Genomic DNA, 21,135 nt, shown 5'->3' with positions numbered 1-21,135 from the left:
CGCCGCACGCTCAAGCGTGGCTTGCGCTCATTTCAGCGCGTGATCCAGCGCATATTTCAGCACGCGTTCCAGCGCTTATTCCACCGTTTCCAGCGCCGGATAGTCCGTATAACCCGCCTCGCCTTCGGCGTAGAACGTCGACGGATCCGGTTGGTTCAGCGGCGCGTTCAGTTCGAAGCGGCGCGGCAAATCCGGATTGGCGATGAACAGTTGACCCCACGCCACGGCATCCGCTTCGCCGGCGTCGAGCACCGTTTGTGCGGACTCCTTGGTGAATTTTTCATTGGCAATGTACGGGCTGCCGAACGCTGCCTTCAGTTGCGGGCCGAGGCGTTTATCGCCGAGCGCTTCGCGTGCGGCGATAAACGCGATCTTGCGCTTGCCGAGTTCACGCGCGACGTAGCCGAACGTCGCTGCGGCGTTCGAGTCGCCCATCGTGTGTGCGTCGCCGCGCGGTGCGAGGTGCATGCCGACGCGATTCGCGCCCCACACTTCGATACACGCATCCACCACTTCGAGCATCAGGCGAGCGCGGTTTTCGATCGGGCCACCGTATTCGTCGGTGCGCTGATTCGTGCTGTCCTGCAGGAACTGGTCGAGCAGATAGCCGTTCGCGCCATGCACCTGAACGCCGTCGAAACCCGCCGCCTTGGCATTTTCTGCACCCTTGCGATACGCCTCGACGATAGCGGGAATCTCGGCCAGATCGAGCGCGCGCGGCGTCACAAACGGGCGCTGCGGACGCACGTGGCTCACATGACCCTGTGGCGCAATGGCGCTCGGTGCAACGGGCAGTTCGCCGTTCAGGAACATCGGGTCCGACACGCGACCGACGTGCCACAACTGCAGGAAAATCTTGCCGCCCGCCGCGTGAACCGCGCTGGTGACAAGCTTCCAGCCTTCAACCTGTTCCTGTGACCAGATACCCGGCGTATCGGCGTAACCCACGCCCTGCGGCGTGACCGAAGTGGCCTCGCTGATGATCAGACCGGCCGAGGCGCGCTCGGCGTAATACTTCGCCATCAATGCGTTCGGCACGCGGACGTCGCCCGCGCGTTGACGCGTCAGCGGCGCCATGATGATGCGGTTTTGCAGCGTGATATCGCCAATTTGCAGCGGGTCAAAAAGCGTCGGCATAAGTATTCACCTTTCCTGGCGGGCAGGATGCCCGGGACAATAAGAACAGCGTGATGAAAGAAGCGCGGCGAGGCAGACGCTCGCGTCAAAGACCTGTGTTCATGTGCTCGAGAAACGCCTGAATGACGGGCTCGTTGCGTTTGAAAAACACCCACTGGCCGACCCGCTTCGACGTGACGAGGCCGGCGCGCTGCAGTGCGGCCAGATGCGCCGACACAGTGGACTGCGACAGCCCGCAACTCGCGTCGATCTTGCCGGCGCATACGCCGTGATCGAGCGGCAACTCCTGATCGGCGAAGTGCGTTTGCGGATCCCGCAGCCGCGCCAGAATCTCGCGGCGGATGGGATTGGCGAGCGCCTTGTGGATCGCGTCGATGTCGATGGTCATCAGTGGGGTTCAGTCATGAACAGCGGTACAGGGGCCAAAGCAGCCCGACGTCTGCATCGCAACATGACGAATCATATATCGGATATTTGCGATATATGTTAAGCCACTACTGCGGATGAGGTTGATTGACGCCTGCAGATCAGGGGCGCGATGCCACTTATTCGGATACATTGGCGGTTCCCATGCTGAGTCTTGATTGGGAATCGTATGAAGCATCGACGAGAAATGTCTTTTAAATCCTGCATTCGACTGGAGATCATCAATGACCTTTTCACCTTCCAAGAAAATGGCTGTCCTTCTCGCATCGGCTGTACTTATGATCGGATCGGCCGCGCCTGTGCTTGCCCAAAGCAGCGGGGGTGCTTCAGACAGCGGCGCGGCCGCTGCGCCGGCGACCCCGGCATCGGCAACCACCAAGGCTCAGCGAAAGGCCGCGCGCAAGCAGGCTCGGGCGAAGAAAAATGCCGAATTGAAGAAACTGGAGGCGAACGGCTACAACCCGTCGCGCAATGACCCGAACTATCCGACGGACCTTCAGAACGCGGAGAAGAAGGCGGGGGCCGGTCAGGCAGCGAGCCAGTAAAACTGGTGAGGGCGGGCGTGTTGTGTTCCACAACGGCGCCTGCTTTAACCAATGCCGTCGATCGTCCTATTTTCAGCAGACGTTCAGCATGAGGCGGATGTAGGACGAGCGCGCAAGTGAATGATGGACGGGTTGTGGAGTGCAGCTTTAGAGGGCGTAGGGCAGGGGCAAGATTGCAGCAGCTAAGCCACTCACCGGTTGCCGTCAAGCAAATCTCCGAGCAATTCGTCGAACGCTGCTTGCGCATCTTCCAGTTCCTGCAGTGCCGCGTCGAAAGTCTGCAGCGCAAATTGCGAGGGGCGCCCTTCGCCTGCGGGCGGAAATTGCGCCTGCAGGGAAGTGAAAGCCGCCTGCACTCGCTGCGTGGCAGTCAGTACGCGCTCCATCGCGCGCGATTCTTCGGCTCGCGCCTGTTCGTGATTCATCGAGAAAACTCCGTAGTTCATCCGGCGAGAACGTCATGCCGTGCCGTACCGGCGACTATGCCATGACTGACGGACGGCGCACACCGGGCAGGGGATCAGCCGAGCGGCAAACCGCCATTGGCCTTGATTTCGCGTAGCGACAGTGACGATTCAACCGATGTCACCCCCGGCAGGCTGCGCATTTCGTCGCGCATGAAGGTCCCGTAATCGTCGAGATCGCGGGCCACCACCTGCAGCACGTAATCCGCGCTACCTGACACGTTATGACACGCGAGGATGCGGGGAATCGCCTGCACTTCGCGCTCGAAGCGGGTAGCCACAGCGCGATCGTGCACCGCGAAGCGGACATAAACGAACGCGACCACCCCGAAGCCGAGCGCCGAACGCGACAGCATGGCCCGGTACTGATCGATGTAGCCAGCGCTCTCGAGCCTCTTCAGCCGACGCGCGCAAGGGGTCTCGCTGAGACCGACGACTTCGGCCAGCCGGGCGTTGGATATGCGGCCGTCGTTTTGCAGCGCCGCCAGGATTGCGCGGTCGATTTTATCGAGGTCATCCATCGGGAGGGGGAAAATCTATTGAATTGCAACATGTTAGCGTATTCCCCCAATGCACCAGGATTCGGCCGTGTAACTCGCCAGAAAGCCCTCGCACTTCGACAGCAAGATAGACCCCTGATAAACGTGAGGCTCATATGATTTCCGCGCACCTTCTGATCGTCTTCGTTGCTGCACTACTTATCGTCTACGCCGTGCCGGGACCAGACATGGCTCTGTTGCTGCAGACAACTATCGGACGCGGCGCACGCACCGGTTTTGCCACCGCTGGCGGCCTGGGCCTCGCACGGGCGACCCATGTGACCCTGTCGGCGTGCGGGGTCGCGGCACTGCTGCGCAGCGCGCCGTGGCTCTATGAGGTGGTGAGGTACGGCGGCGCTGTCTATCTCGCATGGATCGCCGTACAGATTTTCCGCTCGCCGGTATTCGCGTTGCCCGAGGGCGGCATCTTGACGGCTGGGCCGCGGCCGCTGCGGACCGCGTTCGTCAAAGGCCTGCTCACCAATCTGCTGAATCCTAAGGCGCTGCTGTTCTGCTCGGTGCTGCTGCCGCAGTTCGTGCGGCCGGAAGCAGGGCCCGTCGCGTTGCAGATGATCGAGCTCGGCGCAGTCCTGGTCGCGATCGGCGCGTGTTTCGACATAACCTGTGCGATTGGCGCTGCGCGTATTGCAGGCTGGATGCGCTCGCATCCTCTCGCGCAAACACTGCAGCGCTGGACGTTCTCCGCTGCCTTGATCGGTTTCGCGTTGCGTCTGTCGCTCGACTAGCTGTACGCACGCCAGTGATCACGAATGGCCGTGGTGCCGTGAGCGAAGTGATTGTGCTAATAATAGGGATAGGCTCGACGGCGCCCGGTGCGCCTCAGTCTGCCCACAATCAATCACCATCACACCTTGCCGTTCAATGAAGACCTTCATGTTGTACGCCTTGACTGCCGTCGCCGAGATTCTCGGCTGCTATCTGCCGTGGCGCTGGCTAAAAGAGGGCGGCTCTGCATGGCTGCTCGTACCCGGTGCACTCAGTCTTGCCGCGTTTGCGTGGCTGCTGACGTTGCACGGCGCTGCCGCCGGCCGTGTGTACGCCGCTTACGGCGGCGTCTACGTCGCAGTGGCGATCTTGTGGCTGTGGTGCGTCGAGCAGGTGCGGCCAACGCTCTGGGATCTGGCCGGTGTGGCGTTCACGCTGGCTGGAATGGGGATCATTGCATTCCAGCCGCGTGTTTGAGTTCGCGGCCGGCGCGGCTTTCTATGCTGCGTGAGTAGCTGCTTGCGCGCTTGACGCTCCGCCCAGGCAGCTCCTTCACCAGCCCACTCTAGTAACTGGCTTTACCGTGCGCCGAGATAATCGAGTTTGCCGAGTTCGACGCCGTTATGACGCAGGATGTCATACGTCGTCGTGACGTGAAAATAGAAATTCGGCAACACGAACTGCAGCAGATAGTTGAGGCCTGTGAACTCAACCGGCCCGTTGCGCATTTTCAGCGTGACCGTGCGTTCTTCGGAGCCGTCGATCTGAGCCGCATTGAATTCCTTCAGATAATCAATCGTTTTCTGGATGCGAGCCTGCAGCTCTTCGAACGTCACCTCGACGTCCTCGTACTTGGGCGGCTCCACGCCGGCGAGACGTGCGGCGCAACCCTTGGCCGTGTCGGTCGTGATATAGACCTGACGCACGAGCGGCAGCATGTCCGGGAAGAGCCGGGCGCTGACAAAGATTGACGGGTCGATCTGCTTTTCCGCAGCGTGCGCCTCGGCCTTGCCGAGAATGCTTTGCAGGCAGGTCAGACCGCGCACCAGCGTGGGCACGGAGGCTTGATACATCGAAATTGACATGGAACTTTCCCCTGATTCGCTCGGATTCTCTAATGCACGTGCGGGTTTGCCGCACGAGACAACGTAACGACTGGTTCGCCGCTGCAGCATCATAGCGCGGCCCGCGTGACGCATCCAGGACATAGCCATCCGGACAACTGTTGCGCGCGCTGGAACTGTGTTCGAATGGATCTGTCGGACGGCTTGATGATGTCCATGCAACCAGAACCCTGCGCGGGTTGCGCTGCAACCTGAATGTGTCACGAGGCGCATGCCCGCCGGGACCAACGCGCAGCCGCACGGCGGCGCACCGAGGAGTATCGAAACTATGGCCAAGCATCCCCTGCAAGGAAGTGAGCGCGCGGTAGCGGAAGGTTCAAAACTCATCGGGCAATGCGATCCGGCTGAACGGATCGAAGTCCACGTCGTCCTGCGCCGTCACGCGCAGGCGCAGTTCGATGCGTTGCTCGGCAAGATCGAAGCAGGCGATCCCAGTGTCAAGCCACTGTCACGCGAGGCCTTCGCCAAAGAGTTCGGTGCCGCGGCGGAGGATATCGCGAAGGTCAAGGCCTTCGCAGCACAATCGGGCCTGACGGTGGAGCGTGAGAATCCCGCCGCCCGCACTGTTGTGCTGTCCGGCACCATTGCGCAGTTTCAGACCGCCTTCGACGTCGAGTTGCACCATTACGAACATCAATCGATCGGCCAGTATCGTGGCCGTAGCGGCGTCATCAGCGTGCCCGACAACCTCGCGAACGTCGTAACGGCGGTGCTCGGGCTTGATAATCGCCCGCAGGCGCGCCCGCATTTCCGCATCCGCCCGCCGATCCGTTCGGCCAAAGCACAAGCGTCGGGCGCGTTCACGCCGCTGCAGGTCGCAGCGCTCTATCAATACCCGCAAGGCGACGGCAGCGGCGAGTGCGTCGGCATCATCGAACTTGGCGGCGGCTACGAGACGTCCGATCTGAGCACCTATTTTTCGAATCTTGGCGTGAGCGCGCCTACCGTGGTCGCGGTGAGTGTCGACAAAGCCAGGAACAAGCCCACCGGCGACGCGAACGGGCCGGACGGCGAGGTGTCGCTCGATATCGAGGTGGTCGGCGCAATTGCGCCTGGCGCGAAAATCGCGGTCTACTTCACGCCCAATACCGACACCGGTTTTATCGACGCAGTGAGCAACGCGGTGCATGACACGACCAACAAGCCGTCGGTCATCTCGATCAGTTGGGGCGGTCCGGAGTCGTCATGGACTGCGCAGTCGCAGCAGGCGTTCAACAGCGTGCTGCAATCCGCTGCAACCATGGGCGTGACGGTTTGCGTGGCCTCCGGCGATAGCGGTTCGAGCGACGGCACGAGCGGCAATGTGGTCGATTTTCCCGCCTCGAGCCCGTACGTGCTGGCATGCGGCGGGACCAGGCTGACCGCCTCGGGGACGACCATCTCCCAGGAGGTGGTGTGGAACGACGGCAGCCAGGGCGGCGCGAGCGGTGGCGGCGTGAGCACCGCATTCCCCGTCCCGACCTGGCAGGAGGGTTTGTCTTCCACGAACGCATCGGGTGCGAAGACGCCGTTGACAGGGCGTGGGGTGCCCGACGTAGCCGGTGACGCGTCGCCGGAGACCGGCTATGACGTGCTGATCGATGGTTCCGAGACGGTGGTGGGTGGCACCAGCGCGGTGGCGCCGCTGTGGGCTGCGCTGATTGCTCGCGTCAACGCGGCTAACGGGTCGCCAGTCGGCTTCGTCAATCCGAAACTGTATTCGGCAACGAGTGCCTTTAACGACATCACGCAAGGCAACAACGGTTCGTATGCCGCGTCGGCGGGCTGGGACGCGTGTACCGGACTTGGCAGCCCCAATGGTCAGAAAATCGCGGCGGCACTATAGTCTGTAGTCTCGCAAGCACTCGCCCGATGAACCGCGTGTGTGCTTGCGATGCTGTTGTCGCAAAGGTTGTTGCAAAGCAGGTGGTGCGTGGTTCGAGACAGCGTCCATATGACGCCCAGATGACGAAAATGACGTAAAACGAGATGGAGCGATCATGTCCAACACCGAGTCAGCTTCCGGCAGTCCGCAGCCGTCCCACAATTCTCATGCTGCTCCCGCCAAGGCGGCCGCGACCGCGGCGCACAAGTCAGGAGATCAGCCGTTTTTCGATCCAGTTGCTTACGGCAACGGACCTAACGACTCCGTCACCGATACGACCGAGAATGCTGCGATCACGAAGCATTCGATTGTGATCGGCGGTCGCAAGATTGCGTACACCGCGACGGCGGGTCACCTGGTGACGGTCGATCCGAGCAGTTCCGTACCCAACGCCAAGATGTTCTACGTGGCTTTCACCGAGGACAACCAGAAGGAAGAAACGCGCCCGGTCACCTTTTTCTACAATGGCGGCCCGGGTTCGTCATCGGTATTCGTGTTGCTCGGCTCGTTTGCGCCGCGCCGTATCAAGACGGCAATGCCGAGTTTCACGCCGCCCGCACCCTATACGCTGGAAGACAATCCCGACAGCCTGCTCGACAAAAGCGATCTGGTTTTTATCAATCCGATCGGCACTGGGTATTCGGCGGCAATCGCGCCCAGCACGAACCGCAACTTCTGGGGCGTCGATCAGGATGCCACTTCGATCAAGCAGTTCATCAAGCGCTTTCTGACGAAAAACAACCGCTGGAACTCACCGAAGTATCTGTACGGAGAATCGTACGGCACGGCTCGTAGCTGCGTGCTGGCCTACATGCTGCATGAAGACGGTGTCGATCTGAACGGTATTACGTTGCAGTCGTCGATACTCGACTACACGCAGTCCGGCAATCCGGTCGGCGCCTTGCCGACGGCCGCCGCGGATGCTTGGTATCACAAGAAACTCGGGGTTGCGCCCACTCCGACCGATCTCGGCGCATTTGCCGAAGAGGTCGCCCAGTTCTCGCGCACGGATTATCTCGCTGCCTTGCGCAAGGTGCCGGCCACAGATACGGCGACAGTCGAGAAGCTGAGCGAATATACCGGCATCGACAAGGCGACGCTGCTCGCCTGGAGCCTCGATATTGCGGCTTACGACAGTCGCGGCAACTCGCTGTTTTTGACCACGCTGCTGAAGTCGAAGGGTCTCGCGCTAGGGGAATATGACGGCCGGGTAACCGCCATCGAAACTGGCATCGCAGGGAAAATCAACCCGAACTCGGGCAGCAACGACCCGACCATGACGGCGGTGACAGGCGTCTACACGAGCATGTGGAACGTTTATCTCAACGAGCAGTTGCTCTATACGTCGAATTCGGCATTCACCGATCTGAACGACCAGGCATTCCAATACTGGGACTTCAGCCATATCGATCCGACCGGCGCGCAGAAAGGCGTGGACGCAAAGGGCAACGTGATTCTGTACACCGCGGGCGATCTTGCTGCGGTCATGGCGCTCAATGTGGACCTGAAGGTGTTGTCGGCGAATGGTTTCTTCGATTTCGTCACACCGTTTTACCAGACTGTGATCGATCTGCAGAAGATGCCTCTCGTCAGCCCGCAGGTGCGTCAGAACCTGTCTGCGCGCTTTTATCCCTCGGGGCACATGGTCTATCTCGACGGCGGTTCGCGCACGGCGCTGAAAGCGGATCTGGCCAAGATGTACGACGCAACGGTGTCGAACTCAGGCGCGGTGGCCAGGATTCGCGATTTGCAGGCTCGCAGGCCGAGTTAGGCAATCTCGGCGCCGACTAGGTTGTTGCCGGTCAGCGCCGATTTTCCATCGCGATACCGAGTGTGCTTTAATTGCCCTGCGAATTTAACCATTCCGCGCCAAGGCCTGGCGCGCCAACGAATGAATCAAGGAAAGGCAGGCAGACGTGGCGGACCGCTGCGCAGTAGACAATTCCGTATCTTGCGCGCGCTGAAGGGCGCTTATGGCAGTCGCGCCACTTGGGTGGCGCGTGTTGGCGTGGTCGTGGTGTTGGGTGCGCTCGCAGGACTGCGCACGGGTCAAGCTGGCGCGCAGGAAGCCACCATGCTGGATGAGCGCGTCACCCAGCGGTCGATTGCCGATACGATCTGCCGGCCGGACTATGCGGACGCCGTATCGCCGCCGTTCGATGTGATGATGCAGCACAAGGCCCATATGCTCGCCGAGCGCGGCATCGATACGGACGCCGGGGCCGACTACGCGATTGACCGGCGCGTGCCGGTCCTGCTTGGCGGTTCACCCGATGCACCCGCCAATCTCGATCTGCTGCCCTGGGCCGGGACAAGCGGTGAGCGTCGCAAGGCACGTTTTGTCGTGCATCTCAAACGGTGCGTTTGTGAAGGCAAGATGAGCCTGAGCGTGGCGCAGGCGGCCATTGTCGGCAACTGGTCTGCCGCATATGCCGGATTCGGCCGGGACTCGTGCGAGGTGAGCGGTCTCAACGTCGCGACCGGCACCCACGATAGCGAGCCCTGACGCACCGCTCGCGCGATGCGTCAGGCCGGCTACTGCTCCCGCCCGCTTACCCCGTTCGTCTGCGCGTTTGGCCCAAAATGTTGCGGTTGAGCCAAACAGCGCGTGTATAGGTATTTTTGTTTGCGTTTATTCAGGTACAGTGCATTGGTGGCTTTTGACAACGTCCGTAATGACCGATACCTGTCAACAGTTTATTTCGCTTTCCAGCGTGATCCGGGCAGCATGGCTGCTGGCGGGATAGCAGGAATCGAACTTGCTCAACACGGTGTGTCGTATCGGATTTGCGGTCGCTTCTGTCTATCCTGGTAACAGGACGAAACTCGAAGGGGAGATTTCAAATGATTGCCTTTTATCTGTCATTGGCTGTACTTGGGACAGCCCTCATGATGAGTGCCGCCGCGCAAGCCAAGAAGCGCGCGAGCCTTCAGCCAGTACGCATACGTAGCACGGAGCGCCGCGGGCGCTGAGGTAACGCCGCCATGAACCTGTTCGTCCGGAATATCGCTGAATCATGCTCCGAGCAGCAAGTTCGCGAGTTTCTCGAGCATGAACTAGGTCACTACGCGAAAAGCGTAACGGTTCATGAGGTCGGGACCCCCGAAGCGAATGCGACCGTTGAATTGAAGACGGATGGTCCGTACGTTGGCGAGGTCATCGCGCGGGAACTGCACGGCAAGCATCTGGCGGGGTTGCCGCTGGAGGTGACGAGCGAGTTGTTCCGGGAAGAGGAGCCGCCCGCAGGTTGAGCGGTTCAGCGCAGAGAGTATTGTGGACGGCTGTAGCTGAGCTTGCGCCTGGGAGATTGTCCTCGGGTCCAGAGGTCGACGACCGTCATCCGGTTGCGGCGCGCCGCAGCGCGCACCCTGTCCGTTCACGACTGCTCAGGCCAGTCGAACGGCGTATAAGGCAGCGCGCGTTTGTGACGTGTATTTTCATAGAAGCGCAGCACCGTCTCGCGAGCCGCATCGCTTACCGGCTTGCCTTCCAGAAAATCATCAATGTCGTTGTACGGAATGCCATAGGCATCTTCGTCAGGACGTTGCGGACGCAACATTTCCAGATCGGCCGTCGGCACCTTGTGCGCGAGCGAATCTGGGGCGCCTAACGCGCGGGCCACGGCCCGCACCCGACGTTTGTTGAGGCCGGCGAGGGGCAGGATATCCGCGCCGCCATCGCCGAACTTGGTGAAGAAACCCATCACTGACTCGGCCGCGTGGTCGGTGCCGATCACCACGCCCCCACGTGCCCCCGCCACTGCATACTGCGCAATCATGCGTTGTCGCGCCTTGATGTTGCCATGCACGAAATCCTGATGGGCATCGTCCGTGAACGGGACGCCCGCTGCGCCCAGCGACGCGAGCATGGCGTCGGCCGCAGGCTTGATATCGATGGTCAGCGTTTCGTCGGCGCGAATGAAGGCGAGCGCCTGCTGCGCATCCGCTTCGTCTTGCTGCACGCCATAGGGCAGGCGGATTGCAACGAAGTGTGCGGCGTACTGCTCTGAGCGCAGGCGCTCGACGGCAAACTGCGCGAGACGCCCGGCAGTCGTTGAATCGACGCCGCCGCTAATGCCGAGCACGTACGTCTTCAGACCGCTCGCTCGCAGGTAGTGCGCGAGGAAGGCGACACGCCGTTCGATCTCTTCGTCGGCCACGAAACTGTTTGTGACGTGCATCTCCATGGCGATAAGCCGTTGCTGTTCGGCCGGATCGGGTTGAGTCATGTTTCTTCCCCTGCAAATGGATTGCTCAAAGTATGCGGACGCGCGCACTTCCCGTTGCTAGTTTAACGGCGGATTTTCTGTTTAAACTCACTTCGGTCGTGGATATAAATACGCTCGCGCGTCGTTGCGCCAATGTCGCATATTCAATGGATCGCCGGTTGAAATCGGGCAGCTCTGTTATCGACAGTAACGGATGTCCTGAGTAGTATCCTGTTAATCTGTACGCTGCATGAGCCGTCACCTGGCGGTTAATGATAAGCAGGTTTGCTCAAACACGCGATGAACGATAAAAAACGGCTCGACCAGCCCGCGCAAATTGACGCGATCCATTGGGCAGAAATTAATCGAAGCGCCGCTGAGAGGGCGTTACATGTTAGAGATACATGCCGTGCCGGGGTTACCCAATCAGGCGGCAAACTGGTTGTCATGTCAAACGCGGTATTACGGGCTGCGGCATTAGTCGGCGCATTATTTGTTTTAACTTACAGTTTCTCTTTCGCGGCAGGCGCGCAAAAGAGCGAGCCTGTTACGCCGGTCGATATCACCGCCTCCGCAGTCGCGGCACCGGACGCGGCAGGTGTGGTGGATCCGCATCGGGCGCTGCTGCTGCGTGCGATGTTCGCACGCGATGTCACGCGCCGTCTGAACGTGCCCGCAGCGGCGCAACAGGAATACGGCCAACGTCTTCAGACGGCGCTCGAACAGAATCAGCTTGGCAACCTGTCGGGCGAGTATGTCGTGCTGGTCGATCGGAACGCCAACGTTCAGGCGCTTTTCATCTATTTCCGTGCGACGCCTTCCGACAAGTGGCTGATGATCGGCGCGTCACCGGTCGCGACCGGACGGCCGGGCGAGTTCGACCACTTCATCACACCGCTGGGTGTGTTCGAGCATACCCCCAACAACATGGATTTTCGCGCTGAAGGCACGATGAACGAGAACGGCATTCGCGGCTACGGTAAACGCGATATGCGGATCTTCGATCTCGGCTGGGCGCAAGGCGAACGCGGCTGGGGCAAGGGCGGCGTGTCGCAGATGCGATTCCAGATGCACGCGACCGACCCTGACAGGCTCGAACCGCTGCTTGGCGTCCGTCATTCGAAAGGTTGCGTGCGGATTCCGGCGTCGCTCAACGTGTTTCTCGATCACTACGGCATTCTCGATGCGGAATACGAGGCGCTGGTGGAATCGGGCAAGCCGCTTTGGGTGTTGCATTCGGACCGTCAGGTGACGCCGTGGGCGGGCCGTTACATCGTCGTCGTCGATTCGGAGCGCAAAGCGCGCCCCGTGTGGTCACCGGCGCCGGACAGCAAGGCCCGCGCGAAAGTGCCGGCTGCGGGGGACACGGCTGACTGAGGCGTGTGGCCAGGACGATGGGCGGCAGTCGCGGCCCAGCATCAGGGACAACATCAGGGACAACATCACGAACGCGCCAGCAACACCCCCAGCAGCGCGACCACGAACCCGGCGATCTGCACCGTCAGCAGCGTTTCTCCGAAGCCGATATAGCCTTCGATCGCCGCAAGAGGCGGCGCCAGATACATTAGCGCGGTGGCCCGCGCGGCGTCGCCGCGCCGGACCATCCATACGAGCAGCGTCACGCTGACGCCGGAAAGCATCACGATGCCCCAGGCAAGCGACGTCCAAAGGGTGGGCGAGGCGACCCAGCGATGCTCTCCGAGCGCCAGCGCGAGGATTGCCGCAACGACGGCGGCGCCAAAGTTCTGTACGGCGCTGGCGCTGCGAATGTCGGCCCGTGCGAGCGAAGTCTTCTGAAACAGCGTACCCGCGGTAATCGCCCCAACCGCCAGAATTGACACGGCGACCACCAGCCAACTCGGTGCATGGCCGTGCGGCATGTGGGACGCATGCGGCGCGGCCGCGGTGAGTTTGGGCTGCAGCACAAGTACGACGCCGGCAAGTCCGAGCCCCATGCCTGCCCAGCCGCGCCGCGACAGGCGCTCACCGAAGAGCGGGACGGCCACGACTGCGGTCAGTAGCGGTTGCAGTGCGCCGAGCAAGGCCATCACGCCGGCGCTAAGACCTTGCGCGACGGCCCAGTATCCGGCGCCGAGATAGACTCCCTGCAGCAGTGCGCCGGCGAGCAGATGCTTGCCGAGGTCGCGCCCCTTCGGCCAAGCGGCGCGCGCGACAATTGCGGCGAGCGCGAACAGCAGGGCAGTGCCGCCAAAGCGGGCGAGCAGGAACAGGTTGGGATCGGCGAACGGCGTGATCGCGCGGGCAACCACAAACCCGGTTGACCAGAGCACGACGAAGACAGTAGCGATGAGGGTAGCGAGCATGGACATCGAGAGCCGCGGCGTAAAAGGCTCGCAGTATTGCGCGTCGCGTACGGTGTGTCTTGTTCGAGACTGCACTCCGCGCGACGCAGGAGGGCCTCACTCCCGCGTTGCCGCCTCAGCGCCTTACCGTGTCAGCAATACCGCTCCCGCACCGAGCAGGCCTCCGCACACGGCGCATGCCCACAGCAAAAACCTCGTGCGCCGGTACTCAACGCCGATCTCGCGCAGCAATTGCGTATGCTGCCGGGATCCCGCCGCATCGTGCTGACGCTGCAGATAGCGCACCGCGAGCTGCGGCAAGCGCGGCAGCATGTGAGCGAGATGCGGCACTTCCTGCGCGATGCGCTTGATCCAGCCGCGATGGTCGATGTCGCGCTGCGCGATACCGGCCAGCACCGTGCGTGCGACATTCCACGTGTCGACGCCGGGATGCAGTGCGCGCGCCAGCGCTTCCGCCTGTTGAAACGAACGCTGGGCGGTGGCTAGCCGGGGCGAGACGGTGCCGCCTTCAAAGGGCAGCACCGCGTGCAGCAGATGATGAAACAGCGCACCCGCCGTGCGGTCCTCGGGTTCCGCCGCGAAATGCGCCTCGCTGCGACGCCGCAGCTCGGCTTCCAACACTTCGGTGCGCGTCGTCGATTCGACGTGGCCGGCCTCGCGATGCAGCTCGGCAAGGCGGCCGTAGTCCTGCTCGAACATGGCTGTGGCGCCATGCACGAAGAATTCCCGTTCGTGCGAGGACAGGCTCGACATCACCGCAAACTGCGCCAGCACGATCCGCCCGAGCGTCTCGGGTTCGACGCTGACACGCACATGCTCGGCATCGAAAGTCGCGTGAAAGAAGCCATGCTCGAATGCCTGCTCGGTCACGACTTCAACGATGTGGGTGGCGAGCGGCGCGAGCTTGATGCGATGCTGGAGCAGGCCGGGCAGATTGGTCGCGGCCACCGTGTCGAGATGCTGCACCGCCAGTGTCTGCGCGGTGCACAGGTCCCAGATCACGTCCGGCACCACAAGCCGCTTGTCGCCATCGAAATGATGGCCAGTCTGACTCAGATTGGCGGCTTCGGCACGCAGGTCGAAGCGTCGCAGCACGTCCTCGGTGAAGGACTGTGCGAGCGCGCGGACCTGCAGGCGACGCGCGTCGCCAGAAAACTTTTCCAGCCAGCGCGCCACCCAGCGCAGAAGGGCCAACTCGTCGCCGATCTGCTCGACCTGCGCTGCGCGCACGAACTTGATTGCGATATCGCGGTGGCCGTTCACCGGCTCGGCAAGGCGGGCGAGGTGGGTCTGTTCGGCGAAGCCGCTGCGGGCCGGCAGCAGATCGATGCGCGTGAAGAGACCGGTGAGCGGTCGTCCGAGTGCGCTGGCCAATGCTGGCTCGACTTCGTGCGGCGGCAATGGGGCTTCCATGCGGCCGATCGCATCGAAAGCATCGTGCAGGGTGCCGGTGGCGAGTTCCGGGCGTTCAGCCAGTGACTGCATAAACGTGCTGGCGAGCGGCCCGAGCGTGGGCAGCAAACTGTGCAGGCTGTCGCGGCCGCCCTCGGTTGCATGCACCCGCTTCACGAGCGTAATCATCCAGTGAAGCTTGTGCTCACGCGGCGCTGCGAGCCAGATCAGGCGTGCGCCGAAGCGCAGCGCATGGAAAAGCAGCAGTGATCGGCGAAGCAATGGCGGCATGGGTAGGTCGTAAGACACGGTGCGCATCGGACGATGCGCTACCTGGAACGTCAGGTTAGCAGGGAAGCGCCGGAATAGGGGAGCATGCCGAGCCATCGCGTACTACAATACCGCGGCCTCCTGAACCTATGTGGGCCGCTCGCCGGCCGTCTATCGATGCTCGCAGAACAACGTCATCAGTACATTCTCGCGCAAGTTACCAAGAATGGCGCGCTGTCGGTGGCTGAGCTGGTGCGCGAACTGAATGTGTCGCGCGAAACGATCCGCCGCGATCTGAATACGCTGGCCGCTCGCGGCCTGGTGGTGACCACCCACGGCGGCGCGCTGTCGGGCGACCGGCGCGAACCCGATCTCGATGTACGCGAAGCGGCCAACGCCAGCGCGAAGCGCGCGATCGGCGAGCGCGCGGCCGATCTGGTGCCGGACGGCGCATCGCTCATCATCGATTCGGGCAGCACCACCCAGGCCGTCGCGCGGGCGCTGACGGGGCGCCACCGGCTCACCGTTTACACGAACGATTGGCGTATCGCGCTGCTGCTCGGCCGCCGCAACGAGAACCGGGTCACGCTGCTGGGCGGCGAGCTTTCGGAGAACGAGGACGCCACTTTCGGCCTCGACACGGTTTATCAGCTGACGCAATATCACGCGGACTTCGCCTTTGTCGGCGCGGGCGGCATCTCCGCGGATGCCTGGCTGACCGACTACACGCGCATGGCCGCCGAAGTGCGTAGCCGGATGATTGCCGCCGCCAACCTGGCGGTGGTCGTGGCGGACAATTCGAAGTTCGGGCGCGTCACGCCGGTGCGGATCAACGGGTTCGAAAGCACCCGTTATCTGGTGACCGAGCTCGCGCCGGATCGGACGCTCGCCAAGGCTATTGCCACGCGCGGGCCGGAATTGCTGATTGCGTGAGATCGTTTGTTTGATCGCGAGGCGCGGCATCAGCGTTCTACTTACCCGGGAGCCGCGCTTTCGTCTGACGTTAAAACGCAAAACGCGCGCCTGCGTCTCAATGGTGCCCGTGCGCCGGCCGATTTGCAGCAGTGTCTGGAACGAGCTCGTCGCGCCGGCAATCAGGTGTTTGCCGTGCCGCTGACATAGTGCGGCGATATCGTCGAATGGATTGAGCAGGGCTCATCAACGCACTGCTTTGAACAATCTCTGTTTGCATATTATTGGCGAATTGTGTCGTTTGTTGGAATTCGACAGAATGGTCATGGCGCTGTCATGCAAACCTGCAATCCTTGCCGTGCCCGTTCAGGCAAGGCAGGCAGCGCCGGAGTGTCGGGTTGGCTGTAAGTCTGGCTGGAAAGAAGCAGCAAGGTTGTCAGCAATCTGCAATCGCACGAAACTGGCAACCGGCTGTGGGCACACGCAATCGGCGCGGCGCTACCGCCGTCAAATCACAACAGGTATCGGGTTATCCCGACCGTCTGGTTTTTTGCCTTTCGGAGAGAGCGACATGAAAAAGACCAATCACCTTCGCGCGACAGCCAGCATCGTCCGCAAAACCCTGCCGGCACTCCTGGTGGCTGCTGCATTCAGCGGCGTGGCGTTGTCGGCCCAGGCCGCGGATTCAGTGGTGCTGTACACGGCCGACGGCCTCGAGAATCTCTTCAAGGACGTGCTGCCGGGCTTTGAAAAGCAGGAAGGCGTCAAGGTCAACATCGTCACGGCCGGTAGCGGTGAAGTGGTGAACCGCGCGACCATCGAAAAGGATTCGCCCAAGGCGGACGTGCTGATCACGCTGCCGCCGTTCATCCAGCAGGCGGATCAGGCTGGTCTGCTGCAGGCTTACCAGAGCGCCAACTACAAGAACGTGCCGGCCATCGCCAAGGCTCCCAACGGTACGTGGGCGACCTTCGTGAACAACTACTTCTCGTTCGCGATCAATCCGGACGTCGTGAAGACCCAGCCGAAGACGTTTGCCGACCTGCTGCAGCCGGAATACAGCGGCAAGATCGCTTACTCGAACCCGGCAACCGCCGGCGACGGCATGGCCGTGATCATCCTCACGACTTCGCTGATGGGTGAAGACAAGGCGTTCGACTATCTGAAGAAGCTGGAACAAAGCGCCAAATTCCACACTAAGGGCACGGGCTACCTCGACGTACTGCTCTCGCGCAACGAAATCTCGCTCTCCAACGGCGACCTGCAGATGGATCTGGACGACCAGGCCAATGGCGGCCTTTCGCTCAAGCCGATCTTCCTGGCAGCAGCGGCCGGCGGCAAGCCGACGACGTTCCAGTTGCCGTACGCGATCGGTCTGATCAAGGGCGGCCCGAACCAGGCTGAAGGCAAGAAACTGATCGACTACCTGATGTCGAAGGACGTGCAGGGCAAGGTGCCGGATATCTTCGGTATCCCGGGCCGCACCGACGTGCCGCTGTCCGGCAAGAACGGCGAAGCGGTGAAGCAGGCGATTGCCGGCGTTAAGCTGATTCCGGTGGACTGGAACCAGGTGATGGCGAAGAAGGCTGACTGGACCGCACGCTGGAAGAACGACGTGATCGGCAACTCCGGCAAGCAGGTTGAAGTCGTCAAGCCGGCGCAGTAAGTCTCGCAACACGCCTCGTCGCCTGCCTGGTGGTTAGTTCGATGGCGAGCTAATCGGCCAGCCCGGCGTGCGGGGCCTTTACCCGCACTACCTTAGTTGGAGGATGAATCCGGTGAATACCGCAACTCTTGCCCCTGGCGCGCTCGGCGCCTCACCGGAGGCGCTCGCTGCGGCGCAACTGGGTACGCCGGGCGGCGTGCAGATCGAGCATCTGACCGTGCGTTTCGGTACCCGCACGGTGCTCGATGACTTGTCGCTGAACATCGAGCGCGGCGAATTGCTGACCGTGCTCGGCCGCAGCGGTTGTGGCAAGACGACGTTGTTGCGTTTCATCGCCGGATTCATCGAAGCGGATGGTCTCGCAGGCACCTTGACGGTGGCCGGTCACGACCTCACGCATGTGCCCCCGCACAAGCGCAATCTGGGTCTGCTGTTCCAGAGCTACGCGCTGTTTCCCCATTTGTCGGTGTTCGAGAACGTGGCGTTCGGCTTGCGCGCGCGCCGCGAGTCGTCCAAAGAGATCGCCCGCCGCGTGGCGGACGTCCTCAAGCTGGTGCAACTGGGCGATGCCGGCCATGTCATGCCGGCGCAATTGTCGGGCGGCATGCAGCAGCGCGTGGCGCTCGCGCGTGCGCTCGTGATCGAGCCGGATGTGTTGCTGCTTGACGAACCGCTCTCCGCGCTCGACGCCAACCTGCGCGCCTCAGTGCGCTCCGAACTGAAGGCGCTGCATGAGCGCCTGCCGAATCTGACGATCGTGTGTGTGACGCACGATCAGGACGACGCGCTGGTGTTGTCCGACCGCACGCTGCTGATGCGCGAAGGTCATATTGCGCAGCTCGGCACGCCGCAGCAACTCTACGATCAACCGAACGACGGCTTCGTGGCGCGTTATCTAGGCGCGGCCAATCTGCTGCCGCCGCACGTCGCGTTTCCGCTCGGCGATTCGCGCTACAACGAACGAGAGCGGGTTGCCTGTCTTCGTCCCGAAGCGCTGCGGATCGTGCCGCTCGGCGAAGGGCACCTGCACGGCGTGATCAGCTCGGTCGAGTGGTATGGCGCGGTGCTGTCGGTGTCGGTCGTGCTCGATGCCATGCCCAACGAACCCGTGCTCGTCACGATGCAGCGCGGCCACGGCATGTCGCCCGAAAAGGGCGCGCGTATCTCCTTGCGCTATGAGGCAGACGATGTCGTCCTTATCAACCCCTGATAGTTCTGACGCGCTCGGCGACGCGCGACGCGCCGCCACCTTCGCTTCGCATGCGGCCGCGGTGCGCCGCCGCGAACGCGCGGCGCAATGGCACTTGCTGTTCCTCGCCGTGGTGGTGCTGGGACCGCTGGTGATCTATCCGCTGGTGCGGCTGGTGTTATTGAGTCTGACCGGCCCGCATGGGGGCTTCGGCTTTCAGGCCTACGCGACGTTCTTCGGCAATCCCGAGACGCGCGGCGTGGTCGGCACGACCCTGTGGATCCTGTTCGCAAGCGCCGGTCTGGCTTCGCTGCTCGGTGTGGCGCTCGCATCGATGCTGTTCTTCAAGCCGTTTCCCGGCGCGCGGCTCGTCACGCGTTTCCTTGAACTGTTCGTCGCTTTTCCGTCGTTCCTTGTCGCCTTCACGCTGATCTTTCTGTACGGCTCGCAAGGCTCGGTCAGCATCGGCCTGCAGCGGCTGTTCCACCTGCAGGCGCCGCCGCTCGACTTCCTGTTCGGCGTGGGCGGCGTGATTCTCGCGGAGGTGGTGTTCTACGCGCCGTTCGTGGTGCGCCCGACGCTCGCCTCGTTCGCGACCCTCGACATGCGCCTGATCGAAGCCGCCCGCAGCCTCGGCGCGAATGGCTTGATGGTGGCGTTCAAGGTGATCCTGCCGCTCGCATGGCCGGGCATCGCGGCCGGCACGATCCTGTGCTTTCTGCTGACGCTGAACGAGTTCGGCATTCTGCTGGTGCTCGGCAGCGCGCATCTGATCACGCTGCCGGTCGCCATCTACAGTTCCGCGACCGTCGATCTGGATCTGCCGACCGCCGCTGCCGGCGCGGTGGTGATGCTGATGATGTCCTTGTCGCTGTATGCGTTGTACCGCCAGGTCAACCGCCGCAAGGTAAGAGGAGCACGGTAATGGCCGTCGAACTGGATCCCACTGTCTTGCCGGTCATGCACAAGCGTGCGCGTCCGGTGCAGCGTAGCCTCCTCACGCGCGTCGCGGGCGGCGCCTTCATGGCGTTCGCCGCGTTGCTGTGCTTCTGGCTGTTTGTATTGCCGGTGGTGGTGGTGGCGCTGTCGAGCGTGGCCGCTCACTGGTCCGGCACGATCCTGCCCGACGGTTTCAGCATGCGCTGGTTCGAGCGGCTCGGTTCGAGCGATTTCGATGCGCTCAGCACGAGTCTCGAGATCGGCCTCGGGGTGGCGGTGCTGGGCACCATCCTCGGGCTGTGGCTGGCGCTGGCGCTCGAAGGGCGCGATCGCCGTGGGCTCGGCGCGTTCGTCGATACGATCGCGATGATGCCCAACGGTGTGCCGAGCGTGGTGCTCGGGCTGGCGGTCCTGATTGCATATCACAAGCGTCCGCTCGATCTGTCGAGCTCGGCGGCGATTGTCGTGTTCGTGCAGCTCGCGCTAGTCCTGCCGTTCTGCTACCGGTGCGCCGCCGCCGCGTTGCGCCCGGAACTGACCATCCTGCGCGAGGCGGCTGCCAGCCTTGGCGCGCCGCCTTCGATGGTGCTGCGCCGGGTCGTCCTGCCGCAACTGGTGCCGGCCATCCGCGCGAGTCTTGCGCTCGGCTTCGCGCTTTCGCTCGGCGAACTGGGCGCGACGCTGACCGTGTATCCGCCTGGCTTTGCGACGGTGCCGATCGTCGTGGTCGGCCAGGTGGAGCGCGGCTACTACCTGCCGGCTTCGGCGCTCTCGCTGATTCTGCTGCTTGTCTCACTCGCTGCGTTGCTGCTGATCGCCGCACGGGTTCCGCGCCGCCGGGTCGACTGACCCGCGGATTGCCGTGACTTCCCGTGTTGAACGTCAAGTTGGCGTTCGACGCATGTAGATGTGGCAAAAAATGTCGAAATGACCGAAAATATGGAAACAGCAGCAGCCGATCCGATTGACGTCGTCCGCCGGCATTCGCTCACGACGCTGGTTCGAGACGAGATCGAGCGCAACATCATTGAAGGCGTGTTGGCGCCGGGCGCCAAGCTCAACGAAGCCGACTGGGCCGCTCGGCTGCAGGTGTCACGTGGTCCGGTGCGCGAAGCGTTCCGTGCACTCGAGCAGGCCGGGCTCGTCACGACGGAAAAGAATCGCGGCGTGTTCGTGCGGGTGGTGTCACTGGCGGAAGCTGACGAGATTTATGCCGTGCGGGCCGTGCTCGAAGAGGCGGCGTGCTGGATGCTGGCATCGAGCATCGACGCAGCGCAACTGGCCGGTCTTCGTACGCAGATCGACGCCATGCGCAGCGCGCTCGACGCGCAGGATCACGACGCCTATGTGCGCGCGAACGTGGCGTTTCACGACGGCATCGTCGCGGCGGCGGGCAACGGCAAGCTGTAT

General features: G+C 62.4%; 22 protein-coding genes. 14 read left to right on the top strand and 8 right to left on the bottom strand.

The window, feature by feature from the left end:
• Nucleotides 1-75 precede the first annotated feature (75 nt).
• Together M0954_RS06370 and M0954_RS06365 are read right to left on the bottom strand one after the other, a co-directional pair.
• Complete coding sequence (locus M0954_RS06370; RefSeq protein ID WP_297352177.1) at nucleotides 76-1,137, bottom strand: alkene reductase; 1,062 nt, start codon at nucleotides 1,135-1,137, stop codon at nucleotides 76-78.
• A gap of 85 nt (nucleotides 1,138-1,222) precedes the next feature.
• Entirely contained in the window at nucleotides 1,223-1,525 is a 303-nt protein-coding gene (locus M0954_RS06365; protein ID WP_122156255.1) for a helix-turn-helix transcriptional regulator, read from the bottom strand.
• Nucleotides 1,526-1,787: 262 nt separating this feature from the next.
• Between M0954_RS06365 and M0954_RS06360 the strand changes: the two genes are divergently transcribed.
• A complete protein-coding gene (locus M0954_RS06360) occupies nucleotides 1,788-2,108 on the top strand; it encodes a DUF4148 domain-containing protein (protein WP_122156254.1) in 321 nt (106 codons plus the stop codon).
• 191 nt (nucleotides 2,109-2,299) lie between these two features.
• Here the strand turns inward: M0954_RS06360 and M0954_RS06355 are convergent, their stop codons facing one another.
• Both M0954_RS06355 and M0954_RS06350 read right to left on the bottom strand, forming a co-directional pair.
• Nucleotides 2,300-2,533 carry a hypothetical protein gene (locus M0954_RS06355; protein WP_297352176.1) on the bottom strand — a complete coding sequence of 78 codons (234 nt, stop codon included), beginning with the start codon at nucleotides 2,531-2,533 and terminating at the stop codon, nucleotides 2,300-2,302.
• A gap of 95 nt (nucleotides 2,534-2,628) precedes the next feature.
• On the bottom strand, nucleotides 2,629-3,093 hold the full coding sequence (locus M0954_RS06350; RefSeq protein WP_122156252.1) for an Lrp/AsnC family transcriptional regulator: 465 nt from the start codon (nucleotides 3,091-3,093) through the stop codon (nucleotides 2,629-2,631).
• Nucleotides 3,094-3,227: 134 nt separating this feature from the next.
• Here M0954_RS06350 and M0954_RS06345 point away from each other — a divergent pair, with 134 nt between their 5' ends.
• Both M0954_RS06345 and M0954_RS06340 read left to right on the top strand, forming a co-directional pair.
• Nucleotides 3,228-3,857, top strand: coding sequence for a LysE family translocator (locus tag M0954_RS06345; protein WP_133894615.1), 630 nt, complete (start codon nucleotides 3,228-3,230; stop codon nucleotides 3,855-3,857).
• A gap of 136 nt (nucleotides 3,858-3,993) precedes the next feature.
• Complete coding sequence (locus tag M0954_RS06340; RefSeq protein ID WP_122156250.1) at nucleotides 3,994-4,314, top strand: YnfA family protein; 321 nt, start codon at nucleotides 3,994-3,996, stop codon at nucleotides 4,312-4,314.
• A gap of 101 nt (nucleotides 4,315-4,415) precedes the next feature.
• Here M0954_RS06340 and M0954_RS06335 read toward each other — a convergent pair whose 3' ends face one another.
• The gene (locus tag M0954_RS06335) at nucleotides 4,416-4,922 is read right to left on the bottom strand and encodes a DUF1993 family protein (RefSeq protein WP_133894617.1); all 507 of its coding nucleotides are present in this window, start codon (nucleotides 4,920-4,922) and stop codon (nucleotides 4,416-4,418) included.
• A gap of 307 nt (nucleotides 4,923-5,229) precedes the next feature.
• Between M0954_RS06335 and M0954_RS06330 the strand changes: the two genes are divergently transcribed.
• From M0954_RS06330 to M0954_RS06315, 4 genes are all read left to right on the top strand, one after another.
• Nucleotides 5,230-6,786 carry a protease pro-enzyme activation domain-containing protein gene (locus M0954_RS06330; protein ID WP_122156248.1) on the top strand — a complete coding sequence of 519 codons (1,557 nt, stop codon included), beginning with the start codon at nucleotides 5,230-5,232 and terminating at the stop codon, nucleotides 6,784-6,786.
• A 154-nt stretch (nucleotides 6,787-6,940) separates the two neighbouring features.
• The gene (locus M0954_RS06325) at nucleotides 6,941-8,596 is read left to right on the top strand and encodes a peptidase S1 (protein ID WP_297352175.1); all 1,656 of its coding nucleotides are present in this window, start codon (nucleotides 6,941-6,943) and stop codon (nucleotides 8,594-8,596) included.
• A 120-nt stretch (nucleotides 8,597-8,716) separates the two neighbouring features.
• On the top strand, nucleotides 8,717-9,331 hold the full coding sequence (locus M0954_RS06320; RefSeq protein ID WP_297352174.1) for a hypothetical protein: 615 nt from the start codon (nucleotides 8,717-8,719) through the stop codon (nucleotides 9,329-9,331).
• Nucleotides 9,332-9,810: 479 nt separating this feature from the next.
• Complete coding sequence (locus M0954_RS06315) at nucleotides 9,811-10,077, top strand: RNA-binding protein (protein ID WP_122156245.1); 267 nt, start codon at nucleotides 9,811-9,813, stop codon at nucleotides 10,075-10,077.
• Nucleotides 10,078-10,202: 125 nt separating this feature from the next.
• Here M0954_RS06315 and nadE read toward each other — a convergent pair whose 3' ends face one another.
• The gene (nadE, locus tag M0954_RS06310) at nucleotides 10,203-11,054 is read right to left on the bottom strand and encodes an ammonia-dependent NAD(+) synthetase (protein ID WP_297352173.1); all 852 of its coding nucleotides are present in this window, start codon (nucleotides 11,052-11,054) and stop codon (nucleotides 10,203-10,205) included.
• A 279-nt stretch (nucleotides 11,055-11,333) separates the two neighbouring features.
• On the opposite strand from nadE, the gene M0954_RS06305 reads away from it, so the two are divergent.
• Complete coding sequence (locus tag M0954_RS06305; protein ID WP_122159159.1) at nucleotides 11,334-12,410, top strand: L,D-transpeptidase; 1,077 nt, start codon at nucleotides 11,334-11,336, stop codon at nucleotides 12,408-12,410.
• Between the two features lie 65 nt (nucleotides 12,411-12,475).
• On the opposite strand, the gene M0954_RS06300 is transcribed toward M0954_RS06305, so the two are convergent.
• Together M0954_RS06300 and M0954_RS06295 are read right to left on the bottom strand one after the other, a co-directional pair.
• On the bottom strand, nucleotides 12,476-13,357 hold the full coding sequence (locus M0954_RS06300) for a DMT family transporter (protein ID WP_297352172.1): 882 nt from the start codon (nucleotides 13,355-13,357) through the stop codon (nucleotides 12,476-12,478).
• A gap of 123 nt (nucleotides 13,358-13,480) precedes the next feature.
• Entirely contained in the window at nucleotides 13,481-15,040 is a 1,560-nt protein-coding gene (locus M0954_RS06295; RefSeq protein ID WP_297352171.1) for an AarF/UbiB family protein, read from the bottom strand.
• Between the two features lie 156 nt (nucleotides 15,041-15,196).
• Here M0954_RS06295 and M0954_RS06290 point away from each other — a divergent pair, with 156 nt between their 5' ends.
• From M0954_RS06290 to M0954_RS06265, 6 genes are all read left to right on the top strand, one after another.
• Complete coding sequence (locus tag M0954_RS06290) at nucleotides 15,197-15,952, top strand: DeoR/GlpR family DNA-binding transcription regulator (protein ID WP_122159157.1); 756 nt, start codon at nucleotides 15,197-15,199, stop codon at nucleotides 15,950-15,952.
• Between the two features lie 550 nt (nucleotides 15,953-16,502).
• A complete protein-coding gene (phnS, locus tag M0954_RS06285) occupies nucleotides 16,503-17,597 on the top strand; it encodes a 2-aminoethylphosphonate ABC transporter substrate-binding protein (RefSeq protein ID WP_122156240.1) in 1,095 nt (364 codons plus the stop codon).
• Nucleotides 17,598-17,709: 112 nt separating this feature from the next.
• Nucleotides 17,710-18,807: a 2-aminoethylphosphonate ABC transport system ATP-binding subunit PhnT gene (gene phnT / locus M0954_RS06280; RefSeq protein ID WP_122159155.1), complete on the top strand. Its 1,098-nt coding sequence runs from the start codon at nucleotides 17,710-17,712 to the stop codon at nucleotides 18,805-18,807.
• On the top strand, nucleotides 18,785-19,711 hold the full coding sequence (locus M0954_RS06275) for a 2-aminoethylphosphonate ABC transporter permease subunit (RefSeq protein ID WP_122156239.1): 927 nt from the start codon (nucleotides 18,785-18,787) through the stop codon (nucleotides 19,709-19,711). Before phnT ends, M0954_RS06275 begins: the two co-directional genes overlap by 23 nt.
• The gene (gene phnV / locus M0954_RS06270; protein ID WP_122156238.1) at nucleotides 19,711-20,574 is read left to right on the top strand and encodes a 2-aminoethylphosphonate ABC transport system, membrane component PhnV; all 864 of its coding nucleotides are present in this window, start codon (nucleotides 19,711-19,713) and stop codon (nucleotides 20,572-20,574) included. The genes M0954_RS06275 and phnV overlap by 1 nt, the downstream gene beginning before the upstream one ends.
• Nucleotides 20,575-20,652: 78 nt before the next feature.
• Nucleotides 20,653-21,135 (top strand): GntR family transcriptional regulator (locus tag M0954_RS06265; protein ID WP_297352170.1); only part of this gene is annotated, 483 nt, incomplete at its 3' end.

Source organism: Paraburkholderia sp. (assembly GCF_026225065.1).
Taxonomy (GTDB): Bacteria; Pseudomonadota; Gammaproteobacteria; order Burkholderiales; family Burkholderiaceae; genus Paraburkholderia.
This window is presented reverse-complemented; position numbering and strand designations above follow the sequence as displayed.